This is a genomic window from Streptomyces sp. NBC_00631, from assembly GCF_045206895.1.
Taxonomy (GTDB): domain Bacteria; phylum Actinomycetota; class Actinomycetes; order Streptomycetales; family Streptomycetaceae; genus Streptomyces.
Genome location: NZ_CP107734.1, coordinates 6026787 through 6038730, shown reverse-complemented (window position 1 = coordinate 6038730; position 11944 = coordinate 6026787). Strand labels below are relative to the sequence as shown.

General features: G+C 70.2%; 9 protein-coding genes. 3 read left to right on the top strand and 6 right to left on the bottom strand.

What is annotated here, in order from left to right; genetic code table 11:
- Positions 1-695: 695 nt before the first annotated feature.
- The 5 genes from OHB00_RS27730 to OHB00_RS27710 form a co-directional block, all read right to left on the bottom strand.
- On the bottom strand, positions 696-1142 hold the full coding sequence (locus OHB00_RS27730) for a heat shock protein transcriptional repressor HspR (RefSeq protein ID WP_089100113.1): 447 nt from the start codon (positions 1140-1142) through the stop codon (positions 696-698).
- Between the two features lie 5 nt (positions 1143-1147).
- Positions 1148-2323: a molecular chaperone DnaJ gene (gene dnaJ / locus OHB00_RS27725; RefSeq protein ID WP_406438571.1), complete on the bottom strand. Its 1176-nt coding sequence runs from the start codon at positions 2321-2323 to the stop codon at positions 1148-1150.
- A gap of 36 nt (positions 2324-2359) precedes the next feature.
- Positions 2360-3016, bottom strand: a complete 657-nt coding sequence (gene grpE, locus OHB00_RS27720; RefSeq protein WP_406438570.1) for a nucleotide exchange factor GrpE — start codon at positions 3014-3016, stop codon at positions 2360-2362.
- On the bottom strand, positions 3013-4848 hold the full coding sequence (gene dnaK / locus OHB00_RS27715; RefSeq protein WP_406438568.1) for a molecular chaperone DnaK: 1836 nt from the start codon (positions 4846-4848) through the stop codon (positions 3013-3015). Before dnaK ends, grpE begins: the two co-directional genes overlap by 4 nt.
- Before the next feature lie 94 nt (positions 4849-4942).
- The gene (locus tag OHB00_RS27710) at positions 4943-5962 is read right to left on the bottom strand and encodes an MraY family glycosyltransferase (RefSeq protein ID WP_406438566.1); all 1020 of its coding nucleotides are present in this window, start codon (positions 5960-5962) and stop codon (positions 4943-4945) included.
- Positions 5963-6188: 226 nt separating this feature from the next.
- Here OHB00_RS27710 and OHB00_RS27705 point away from each other — a divergent pair, with 226 nt between their 5' ends.
- The 3 genes from OHB00_RS27705 (at position 6189) to OHB00_RS27695 (ending at position 10346) form a co-directional block, all read left to right on the top strand.
- Positions 6189-8495: a heterodisulfide reductase-related iron-sulfur binding cluster gene (locus OHB00_RS27705; RefSeq protein ID WP_406438564.1), complete on the top strand. Its 2307-nt coding sequence runs from the start codon at positions 6189-6191 to the stop codon at positions 8493-8495.
- Between the two features lie 82 nt (positions 8496-8577).
- Positions 8578-9942, top strand: a complete 1365-nt coding sequence (locus tag OHB00_RS27700) for a hypothetical protein (protein WP_406438562.1) — start codon at positions 8578-8580, stop codon at positions 9940-9942.
- A 71-nt stretch (positions 9943-10013) separates the two neighbouring features.
- Positions 10014-10346 (top strand): hypothetical protein, encoded by a 333-nt coding sequence (locus tag OHB00_RS27695; protein WP_406438560.1) that lies wholly within the window; start codon positions 10014-10016, stop codon positions 10344-10346.
- A 15-nt stretch (positions 10347-10361) separates the two neighbouring features.
- Here OHB00_RS27695 and OHB00_RS27690 read toward each other — a convergent pair whose 3' ends face one another.
- Positions 10362-11498 (bottom strand): sugar ABC transporter substrate-binding protein, encoded by a 1137-nt coding sequence (locus OHB00_RS27690; RefSeq protein WP_406438558.1) that lies wholly within the window; start codon positions 11496-11498, stop codon positions 10362-10364.
- Between the last annotated feature and the right edge of the window lie 446 nt (positions 11499-11944).

The window sequence follows — 11944 nt, the reverse complement described above, 5'->3', positions numbered from 1 at the left end:
GTGTGCACGCCGCGGTGAAGTACCGGGTGGAGCGGACCGACTTCTACGGCACCGTCACCAAGTCCTGGGACCTCGCCTACACGGTGAGCCTCACCGACGACACGCTCACACGGGGCGAGACCGTCAAGTACCGGGTCGCGTCCGTGGACGGCTCCGGCCACGTGTCGCCGTTCACCGACCTCCAGGCGGTGACCCGCCCGCTGGCCGCGCCCCGCGAGCTCACGGCGACCGCGGGCATCGGCAGCGCCACCCTCCAGTGGACGACGAAGCCCCAGGACGCCCCGTACGGCGAGTTCCGGGTCTACCGCTCGACCACGCTGCCCGTGAACACCTCGACGGCCCAGTGGGTCACCTGTACGACCAGCTTCACCACCCTCTCCGACGGGTCCCGCCGGTACAGCCGCGGCGACCTCCCGGCCGAGGAGGGCACGACGTACCACTACGCGGTGGCGAACGTGCAGTGGCCCCAGGTGTCCTCGCTCTCCAATACCGCGACCGTCACCACACTGGTCCCGGACGAGCCGCCCGCCCAGGTGACCGGGCTGACCGCGACGGCCACCGAGTACGGCGTCGAGCTGGACCGGGACGACAACACCGAACCCGACCTGAAGCGGTAAGCGGTCTACCGCATCTGCCGTGGACACGAGCAGGGGCCCCGGCCTGCCGGCCGGGGCCCCTGCTGTGCGCGGGTACTGCTAGTCCTTGGCCTTCTTCGGCCGCCACACCACCAGCGCGCTGGTCTGCTGGACCTCCTGGTACGGGACCAGGTCGCGGCGGTAGGAGGCGTGGACCGCGGCCTCGCGCTGCTGCATCGCGGCCGCCGCACCGTCGACCGCCGCCTGGAGTTCGGCGACCCGCTGCTGGAGCGCGATGACCTGGTTCTCCAGTTCGATGATGCGCTTGATGCCGGCCAGGTTGATGCCCTCGTCCTGCGACAGCGCCTGCACCTGACGGAGCAGTTCGATGTCGCGGGCCGAGTAGCGCCGGCCCCGCCCGGCCGTGCGGTCCGGGGAGACCAGGCCGAGGCGGTCGTACTGGCGAAGGGTCTGCGGGTGCAGGCCGGAGAGCTGGGCCGCCACCGAGATGACGTAGACCGGGGTCTCCTCGGTCAGTTCGTACGGGTTGCGTCGACGGCCGTCCATCTCTGTCATGCTCCCTTCGCGGCCTCGAACAGCTCGGCCCGCGGGTCCTCGCCCGCGGTCGCCTCGCGATACGCCTCCAGTGCGTCACGAGCCTTCCCCGGCAGGTCCTTCGGGACACTCACCTCGACGGTGACCAGCAGGTCGCCGCGGGTGCCGTCCTTACGGACCGCGCCCTTGCCACGGGCGCGCATGGTGCGGCCGTTGGGCGTGCCCGGGGGCAGCTTCAGGGTGACCGGCGGGCCGCCGAGGGTGGGCACCCTGACCTCGCCGCCGAGCGCCGCCTCGGTGAAGGTCACCGGGACGGTCACCGTGAGGTTGTCGTCCTTGCGGCCGAACACCGGGTGGGTGTCCACGTGGACACCCACGTACAGGTCGCCCGCGGGACCGCCGCGTTCGCCCGGTGCGCCCTTGCCGCGCAGCCGGATGCGCTGGCCGTCGGTCACCCCGGCCGGGATGCGGACCTGCATGGTGCGCGACGACTTGGCGCGGCCGCTGCCCTTGCAGTCCAGGCAGGGGTGCTCGGCGATCAGGCCGCGGCCCTTGCAGTCCGGGCAGGGGTCGGTGAGCGAGAAGCCGCCTCCGGATCCTCGCGCCACCTGGCCGGTGCCGACACAGGTCGGGCACACCCGGGGGGTGCCGTTCTTGTCGCCGGTGCCCGAACAGGCCTTGCAGGGGGCCTGCGAGGACATCCGCAGCGGGACCGTGGCGCCCTCGATGGCCTCCGTGAAACTGAGCGTGACCTCGGACTCGATGTCCTGGCCGCGCCGCGGCTGGGTCCGGCCGGCCGTGCCGCCGCCCCGGTTGAACAGGCCCCCCAGGACGTCACCGAAACCGCCGCCGAAACCGCCGCCGCCCCCGCCCTGGGCGTTGCCCCCGAAGAGGTCGCCCAGGTCGAAGTTGAAGTTGCCGCCGCCCGCGCCCGGCCCGGGGCGGAAGCCGCCGTTGCCGAAGAGGGCGCGCGCCTCGTCGTACTCCTTGCGCTTCTTGGGGTCGCCGAGTATGTCGTTCGCCTCGGAGATCTCCTTGAAGCGCTCCTCGGCCCTGGCGTTGCCCTTGTTGGCGTCCGGGTGGAACTCGCGGGCGAGTTTCCGGTACGCCTTCTTGATCTCGGCCTCGGTGGCGTCCTTGGGGACGCCGAGGACCTTGTAGTAGTCCTTCTCGATGAAGTCCTTGGTGCTCATCCCCGACGCCCCTCCTTCCACGTGTTACCTACGACTTCAGCCCTCCTCAGGGCCGTTGTCCTTCTCGTCTCCCGCCGCGGGGGCCTCGTCGGTCCCCTCGGCCTTCGCCGGCGCCGCCCCCGGCTGCGGTTCGGCGACCGCCACCCGCGCGGGGCGGATGGTGCGCTCGCCGATGCGATACCCGGGCTGCAGGATCGCCACGCACGTCGTCTCGGTGACGTCCGGCGCGTAGCTGTGCATCAGCGCCTCGTGGATCGTCGGGTCGAAGGGCTCGCCCTCCTTGCCGAACTGCTGCAGGCCCATCTTCGCCGCGACCGTCTCCAGCGACTCGGCCACCGACTTGAAACCGCCGACCAGTTCGCCGTGTTCCCGGGCGCGGCCGATGTCGTCGAGCACGGGCAGGAGTTCCGTCAGGAGGTTCGCGATGGCGATCTCCCGGACCGTGATCCGGTCCCGCTCCACGCGGCGGCGGTAGTTCTGGTACTCGGCCTGCAGGCGCTGGAGGTCCGCGGTGCGCTCACCGAGCGCGGTGCGTACCTGGTCCAGCTGTGCCGTCAGGCCGGCGAGCTGTGCGCTTGAGTCCCCGGCCGGGGCCGCCCCCTGTGCGGGAGCGGCCTTCGGCTCGGCGTCGTCGGGGGTGGCGCCGGAGGGGACGTCGGGCTTCTCTTCGAAGCCCGGGGTCTCCTCCGTCACGCGGCACCGTCCTTGCGCTCGTCGTCGACGATCTCGGCGTCCACCACGTCGTCGGCGGCGTCACCGGCAGGCGTGGCGCCGGCGGTGGCCCCCGAGGCCTGGGCGTCGGCGTACATGGCCTGGCCCAGCTTCTGGGAGACGGCCGCGACCTTCTCGGTGGCGGTGCGGATCTCGGCGGTGTCCTCGCCCTTGAGCTTCTCCTTCAGCTCGGTGAGGGACTCCTCGACCTCGGTCTTGATCTCGCCCGGGACCTTGTCCTCGTTGTCCTTGAGGAACTTCTCGGTCTGGTAGACGAGCTGCTCGCCCTGGTTGCGGGTCTCGGCGGCCTCGCGGCGGCGGTGGTCCTCCTCCGCGTACTGCTCGGCCTCCTGGCGCATCCGGTCGACCTCGTCCTTCGGCAGCGAGGAGCCGCCGGTGACGGTCATCTTCTGCTCCTTGCCCGTGCCGAGGTCCTTCGCGGTCACGTGCATGATGCCGTTGGCGTCGATGTCGAAGGCGACCTCGATCTGCGGGACACCGCGCGGGGCCGGCGGCAGACCGGTCAGCTCGAACATGCCGAGCTTCTTGTTGTACGCCGCGATCTCGCGCTCGCCCTGGTAGACCTGGATCTGGACGGACGGCTGGTTGTCCTCGGCGGTGGTGAAGATCTCGGACCGCTTGGTCGGGATCGTGGTGTTCCGCTCGATGAGCTTGGTCATGATGCCGCCCTTGGTCTCGATACCGAGGGACAGCGGGGTCACGTCGAGGAGCAGGACGTCCTTGACCTCACCCTTGAGGACACCGGCCTGGAGGGCGGCGCCGATGGCGACGACCTCGTCCGGGTTGACGCCCTTGTTGGCGTCCTTGCCGCCGGTCAGCTCCTTGACGAGCTCGGCGACGGCGGGCATGCGGGTGGAGCCGCCGACGAGAACGACGTGGTCGATCTCGCCGAGCTGGATGCCGGCGTCCTTGATGACGTTGTGGAACGGCGTCTTGCAGCGCTCCAGGAGGTCCGCGGTCAGCTGCTGGAACTGGGCGCGGGTGAGCTTCTCGTCGAGGTGCAGGGGGCCCTCGGCGGAGGCGGTGATGTAGGGCAGGTTGATCGAGGTCTCCGTGGAGGACGACAGCTCGATCTTGGCCTTCTCGGCGGCCTCGCGGAGGCGCTGCAGGGCCATCTTGTCCTTGCCGAGGTCCACGCCGTGGCCGGCCGCGAACTGCTTGACCAGGTAGTCGACGACGCGCTGGTCCCAGTCGTCACCGCCGAGGTGGTTGTCGCCGTTGGTGGCCTTCACCTCGACGACGCCGTCGCCGATCTCCAGGAGGGACACGTCGAAGGTGCCGCCACCGAGGTCGAAGACGAGGATCGTCTGGTCGTCCTTGTCGAGGCCGTACGCCAGCGCGGCGGCGGTGGGCTCGTTGACGATGCGCAGGACGTTCAGGCCCGCGATCTCGCCGGCCTCCTTGGTCGCCTGGCGCTCGGAGTCGTTGAAGTACGCCGGGACGGTGATGACCGCGTCGGTCACCTTCTCGCCCAGGTAGGCCTCGGCGTCCCGCTTCAGCTTCTGCAGGATGAACGCGGAGATCTGCTGCGGGTTGAAGTCCTTCCCGTCCAGCTGGATCTTCCAGTCGGTGCCCATGTGACGCTTCACGGACCGGATCGTCCGGTCCACGTTGGTGACCGCCTGACGCTTGGCCACCTCGCCGACGAGTACCTCGCCGTTCTTCGCGAAGGCGACGACGGACGGCGTGGTCCGGGCACCCTCGGCGTTGGTGATGACGGTGGGCTCGCCGCCTTCAAGAACGCTGACGACGGAGTTAGTCGTGCCCAGGTCGATGCCGACCGCACGTGCCATGGTGATTTCCTCCAGCTGACTTGAGTGGAACGGACTCAAGTGTGCATGAAGCCTCGCCCTGGGTCAACAGACCTGAGTGGAGCGGACTCAAGTCTTATCCGTTCCTTACACGCAAGTGCCCGCTGACCTGGGTCGATACGGTGGGTCGGGGCCCGTACACGGGAACCCGAAGGAGTAGCAGCACAAGACTGAAGGTGACGCAGGCGACGCAGGTGGCGCCGGTCCGGCCGACCCAGCCGCCGTGCACGAGCACCGCGACGAGCACCCCCGCGAAGGACGCGACACCGAGGACGACGGTCGCCCCCTGCGAGGTGAGCCCGAGGCGCCGCAGCCGGTGCGCGAGATGGTCGGGCCCGCGCCGCAGTACCGGCCGCCCGGCGAGCAGCCGTGACAGCACGACGAGCAGGACGTCGGCGCTCGCGACGGCGGTGAGCGCGAACAGCACGCCCGCGCTGGCGGCGGGGTCGTATCCGGTCCGGGTGACGAGCGCGGCCGCGGCGAGCACGAACCCGGTGAACAGCGAGCCGGTGGCACCGAGGGCGATCCGCGCGGGAGCCCAGTTGTGCATCAGGAACCCGGTGAGCGCCGCCGCGAGCACGCTCAGCAGCGCGGCGAGCCCGTCCATCACCTCCGCGGCGGCACAGGCCCCGGCCCCGAAGGCGGTCACCACCCCGACGGTCCCGGCCAGTCCGTCCGCGTGGTCGAGCCCCTTGAAGGCGACGGCGACGAAGGCGATCCACCCGGCGCCGAGCAGCCCGCCGGCCACCCCGAACTCGCCGTACGGCACCACGCAGGCGGCCGCCACCGCCGTACCGACGAGCAGGAACCGCGTCTTGAGCCGCCACACGTCGGCGACGACCCCGAGCAGCGCCACGGCTCCCCCGGCGGCCAGCAGCTCCCCGACGCCGGTGCCGAGCGGGGCGACGCCGGTCCAGTCGCCGGCGAAGGCGACCAGGCAGGTGGCGCCGACCACGGCGAGGCCACCCAGCGCGGGCACCCGCCGCGCCCGCCTCCGGTCGACGAGCCCGAGCCGCAGGGCACACGGCCGGACCAGCGCGGCGAGGAAGGCGGCGAGCAGGAAGGCGGTGGTGGCGGCGACGATCCCGTAGAGCACAGGTCCAAATTAGACCTGAATGTAACCATTATGTACGAATAACACGATCCGGTTCGGGCGTACCACCCAGGCACCCCTCAGCGATCCAGATCACCCCGCACCTGGCTACAGTGCGAGTAAAGATGCGGGTAGTCTCGAACCGACTGCATAAGTTACCGCTTAGTAATTTCGGGAACCCTCTGCGAAAGAGACCCGAAGAGACCCCTCGCAGGCCCGAGGAGCCCCCATGCAACTCGCCGCGATCATCGTGTCGCTGGTTCTGATCGTGGTTGGTGTGGCGTTGTTCGCCCGCGCCATCCTGCAGATCTACAACTTCATGCGGCTCGGCCAGAGCGTGCCCGCCGGCACCCGTACCGACGAGCCCGTCCAGCGGACCGTCACGGTGGTCAGGGAGTTCCTCGGCCACACCCGGATGAACCGCTGGGGCATCGTGGGCGTGGCGCACTGGTTCGTCGCGGTCGGCTTCTTCTCTCTTCTCCTGACGATCGTCAACGCCGTCGGCCAGTTGTTCCAGGCCGACTGGATCCTGCCGGTCATCGGTGACTGGGCGCCGTACAACGTCTTCGTCGAGTTCATCGGCACCATGACGGTGCTCGGCATCCTGGTGCTGATCGCGATCCGCCAGCTGAGCAAGCCGAACCGGCCGGGCCGCAAGTCCCGCTTCGCCGGCTCCAACTTCGGCCAGGCGTACTTCGTCGAGACGGTCATCCTGATCGTCGGCGTCTGCATCTTCACACTGCACGCGCTGGAGGGCGCCCAGCACCACGTGGACTCCTACGAGGCGTCGTTCTTCATCTCGTACCCGGTGGTGTCCTGGTTCCGGGGCATGGACGTCTCCACGCTCCAGAACCTCACCTACTTCTTCGCCGGCCTGAAGATCGCGACCTCCTTCATCTGGATGATCGTGGTCGCCCTCAAGACCGACATGGGCGTCGCCTGGCACCGCTTCCTCGCCTTCCCGAACATCTGGTTCAAGCGGAACGCGACGGGTGAGACCTCGCTGGGCGCGCTGCTCCCGATGACCTCGGGCGGCAAGCCGATCGACTTCACCGACCCGGGCGAGGACGACGTCTTCGGCGTCTCGCAGGTGGAGCAGTTCTCCTGGAAGGGCCTCCTCGACTTCTCGACCTGCACCGAGTGCGGTCGCTGCCAGTCGCAGTGCCCGGCCTGGAACACCGGCAAGCCGCTCTCCCCGAAGCTGCTGATCATGTCCCTGCGGGACAACGCGCACGCCAAGGCGCCCTACCTGCTGGCCGGCGGCGGCAAGACCGCCGAGGGCGAGGAGAAGGGCTCAGAGCAGCAGCTCGCCCAGGTGCCCGCCGCGGCCCTCGCGGAGGCCGAGCGGCCGCTGATCGGCACCGCCGAGGAGAACGGCGTCATCGACCCGGACGTCCTGTGGTCCTGCACCACCTGCGGCGCCTGCGTCGAGCAGTGCCCGGTGGACATCGAGCACGTCGACCACATCGTCGACATGCGCCGCTACCAGGTGATGATCGAGTCCGCGTTCCCGTCCGAGGCGGGCACGATGCTCAAGAACCTGGAGAAGAAGGGCAACCCCTGGGGCCTGGCGAAGAAGCAGCGCCTGGAGTGGCTCAAGGAGGTCGACTTCGAGGTCCCGGTCGTCGGCAAGGACATCGAGGACCTCACCGAGGTCGAGTACCTGTACTGGGTCGGCTGCGCGGGCTCGCTCGAGGACCGCGCCAAGAAGACCACCAAGGCCTTCGCGGAACTCCTCCACATCGCGGGCGTCAAGTTCGCGATCATGGGTGGCGACGAGAAGTGCACCGGCGACTCCGCCCGCCGCCTGGGCAACGAGCCCCTGTTCCAGGAGCTCGGCATGGAGAACGTCATGGCGCTGAACACGGCGTTCGGCGAGGAGCTGGACGACGACGGCAAGGTCACGCCCGAGTCGAAGAAGCCCAGGTCCGCCAAGAAGATCGTCGCCACCTGCCCGCACTGCCTCAACACCATCGGCAACGAGTACCCGCAGCTCGGCGGCGACTACGAGGTCATCCACCACACCCAGCTGCTCCAGCACCTGGTGGACGAGGGCAAGCTGGTCCCGGTCACCCCGGTCGAGGGCATCGTCACCTACCACGACCCCTGCTACCTGGGCCGCCACAACAAGATCTACACGCCCCCGCGCGAGATCATCGGCAAGGTCCCGGGTCTGCGCAACGAGGAGATGCACCGCCACAAGGAGCGCGGCTTCTGCTGTGGCGCCGGTGGCGCCCGGATGTGGATGGAGGAGCGGATCGGCAAGCGCATCAACAACGAGCGCGTCGACGAGGCCCTTTCCCTCAATCCCGACATCATTTCGACCGCCTGCCCCTTCTGCCTCGTGATGCTCACGGACTCCGTCAACGGCAAGAAGGCTGCAGCCGACAGCGGGTCCGCCGCGGGCGGCAAGGCCAAGGAGTCCATCCAGGTGGTTGACGTGGCCCAGCTGCTCCTCGACTCGGTCCGGACCCCGGTGGACCCGGCGGGCGAGGCGGAGCAGGAGAGCGCTCCGGAGCCGGAGCCGGTGAAGTAACCCGAGCACCACGTTCGTGGGGGAACGCCCCCGGCCCTCGCGGGCCGGGGGCGTTCCGTCTTCTCCGGCGTACCGCGCCCCGATGACCCGGACGGCCTACTCCTGCTCGCGTGCGCGCGCCACGGCGGTTCGGCTGGAGGAGGACCGGATCGAGCGGGAGGTACGGGTGACGGAGGACAGCGCGCACGCGGACGGCGAAAAGAACGGGTCCGACGACGTCAGGGAGCTGCGGGCCCGGGTCGCGGCCCTGGAGAGCGAACGGGCCCGGCCGCCCCGGCACCATGTCCGCAGCCTCCTCGCCATCCTCCTGATCCTCCTCGGCTGCCTGCTCGCCCCGCTCGCCGTGGTCGCCTCGTGGGCTGCCGACCAGGTGGGCGACACCGACCGATACGTCAGCACGGTCGCCCCGCTCGCCTCCGACACCGACGTGCAGAACGCCGTGGCCAACCGGGCCACCGACGCCCTCATGAGCCACCTCGACCTGCCCGCCCTGCTCGCCGACGTGGCGCCCGCGGACCGGCCCCGGCTCCAGCAGGCGCTGGGCGGCAGACTCGGCGACGCGCTCGAAGGGGCCGTACGCAGCTTCGTCCACGACAAGGCCCGCCAGGTCGCCGCGTCCGACGCGTTCCGGACCTTCTGGATCGACGCCAACCGCCGGATCCACAGCAGCCTCGACAAGGCCCTCACCGGCAGCGGCGGCGGCGCGGTGCAGCTCACCGGCGACTCGGTCACCCTCGACATCGGCCCCCTCGTGGACCAGGTCAAGCAGCGTCTCGTCGACGCCGGACTGACCCCCGCCGAGCACATCCCCGCCGTGCACACCGACTTCACCCTCGCGAGGTCCGACCAGGCCGGCAAGGTCAAGACCTACGTACGGCTGCTCCAGCTCGCCGGCGACTGGCTGCCCGTACTGGCCGTGCTGCTGGTCGCCGCCGGAGTGCTGCTCGCGGTACGGCGGCGCCGGGCCCTGGTGACCGGCTGCCTCGCGGTGGCCGTCACCACGGGGCTGCTCGGCATCGGGCTCCGCGTGTTCCGGGTCTTCTACCTGGACCGGCTGCCCGCGGGCGTCTCCCCGGGCGCGGCGGCCGCCGTCTACGACGCGCTGACCCACTTCCTGCTGACCGGCGTGCGCATGGTCGTGGCGCTGGCCGTCGTCGTCGCCCTGGCCGCCTGGCTCAGCGGACCCGGCCGGTACGCCGGGCTGGTCCGGGGCCTGTGGACGTCCGGGATCGGAGCGGTACGCGGCACCGCCGACCACGCCGGACTGCGCACCGGGCCGGTCGGCCCCTTCGTACGCCGGTACCGCACCTGGATCACCTGGGTCCTGGTGGCCGTGGCGGTGCTGGTCTACCTGCTGTGGTCGTACCCCACCGGCTGGGTGGTGGTGGGCATCGCCCTGTGCCTGCTGTTCGTGCTGGCCGTGGTGGAGTTCCTGGTGACGCCGTGACGCCGTGCGGACCTGGAGGCCTGGAGGCTGCGGACGGTCAGGACTGCGCGAAGGCCGCCCAGGGGCCGAGCGTGGACCGTCCGCCCTCCTTGCGAGCCTCCCACCCCGCCCGCTCCGTCGAAGTGCGCGGGGAGGACCAGTTCGCGGGTGGCGGCGGCCCGTTCCAGAACCCGGCGGCGGCCGGCCGCCGCCCGCGCGGGGCCGAGGCAGAGGCAGCTGTTCCAGTGCGGCTGGAGGACCTGTACCGGGCTGTGCGGCAGATCGCCGGCGAAGACGGCGCGGTCGCCCGCCGCGTCGGCTACGGCACTCCCCACGTCCTCTCGCCCGCCTTCAAGCGGGAGTCCGGAGCGACTCCGGGGCGGTTCCGCACGGGGGTGCGGGGCAGCGGGGGCGCCGCGGCCTGACCGACCTCTCCGCGGCTACGTCAGGCCGATCGCGGCGCACGCCGACCGGTACTTCGGCGTGCAGATGTCGGCGACGGTGTAGACGCCGTCCGCGATCACCGTGTCCTTGATGTTGTCCTTCGTGAGGGCGACCACCGGCACCAGCGTGGCGGGGATGTCCTTCTCGGTCGGGCTGTCGACCTTGTCCTGGGCCAGCGCGTCGTACTGGATGTCGCGGCCCTGCACCTTGTACACCGCCATCTCCGCGGCGTCGGTTGCCTCGTCCAGGAACGACTTGTACACGGTCATGTACTGCTCGCCCGAGACGACCCGCTGCACCGCGTCCAGGTTGGCGTCCTGCCCGGTGACCGGGGGGATCGTGGTGGCGCCCGCCTGCTTCAGCGTGTCGATGACGGCGCCCGCCATGCCGTCGTTGGCCGAGTAGACGGCGGCGATGTTCTTCAGGCCGACGGCCCGGATCGCCTTCTTCATGTTGGCCTCGGCGACCGCGGGCGACCACTTGTCGGTGTCGTACTCCTCGGCGATGCGGACCTTGTCCTTGAGCTCGGCGAGGGCGCCCTCCTTGAAACTCGCCGTGTTGGGGTCCGCGGGGTCGCCGTTCATCATGACGATCTTGCTGGTCGCGGCCTTGCTGCCGAGCGCCTCGACGATGGCGCGGCCCTGGACCTCGCCGACGAGTTCGTTGTCGTGCGAGACGTAGGCGTCGATCGGGCCCCGCGCGAGCCGGTCGTAGGCGATGACCGGGATGCCGGCGTCCTTCGCCCTGCGCACGTCCGGGGCGATGGCCTTGGCGTCCAGCGCGTCGACCAGGATGACGTCGACCTTCCGGTCCACCATCTGCCGGAACTGCCGGCTCTGTGTGGCCGGGTTCGCCTCGGCGTTGGCGTAGTCGACCTTGCCCTTGCCGTGGGTGAGGGTGGCGACCTCCTTCTCGATGATGGGGTGGTCGAAGTTCTCGAACCGTGCCGTGTCCTTGTCGGGCAGGAGCAGCCCGACCGTGATGTCGTCGCCCTTCTTCGCGGACGCGGAGTCGCCGCTCCCGCTGATGCCGTCGACGACGCCGCACGCGGTGAGCGTGAGAGCGGACGCGGAGGCGGCCAGGGTTATCGCGAGGCGGGGCAGGGGGGTCCCGCGGAGGGTAGGAACGCTCACATCAGGCGCCTTCCGAGTGGGGGGAGGGTCATGCGCGACCGATGATGCGAAGGGAAGCAAACGCGCTGCGACCTTGTACGTCAAGACGTAAGGACAACGCGGCAGTTGGGGTGTCCCCGGCATGCCGTCCCGAGACACCGGGGCGGGGGACCGTATCCCCAGGTCAGGCCGGTGTGGCGGGAGTTGGCCGGCCTGCGGAACAGGGCCTGCGGAACGGCCGGAGCGGGGCGGCGAGGCGGGTGCGGGCCGCTCGCGTCCGAGCCGCGGCCGACCGCACCGCCTTCGCCGCCGCCCCTGTCGCCTTCGCTGTCTTCGCTGTCGCGACCCCGGCGCGCGGGACTGGCCCCTGAGATGCCGTCAGCATCGGTGGCTCATGTTGTGCATTGTATTGACCGCCGTAACAAATAAGCCCTACATTCCTCCCTGCCTCGTTCCGCGCACCGAGC

Excerpts from the sequence above, each read along its gene's own strand:
- OHB00_RS27730 (WP_089100113.1), bottom strand. The coding sequence starts at position 1,142 with ATGGACGGCCGTCGACGCAACCCGTACGAACTGACCGAGGAGACCCCG.
- dnaJ (WP_406438571.1), bottom strand. The coding sequence starts at position 2,323 with ATGAGCACCAAGGACTTCATCGAGAAGGACTACTACAAGGTCCTCGGC.
- dnaK (WP_406438568.1), bottom strand. The coding sequence starts at position 4,848 with ATGGCACGTGCGGTCGGCATCGACCTGGGCACGACTAACTCCGTCGTC.
- OHB00_RS27705 (WP_406438564.1), top strand. The coding sequence starts at position 6,189 with ATGCAACTCGCCGCGATCATCGTGTCGCTGGTTCTGATCGTGGTTGGT.
- OHB00_RS27700 (WP_406438562.1), top strand. The coding sequence starts at position 8,578 with ATGACCCGGACGGCCTACTCCTGCTCGCGTGCGCGCGCCACGGCGGTT.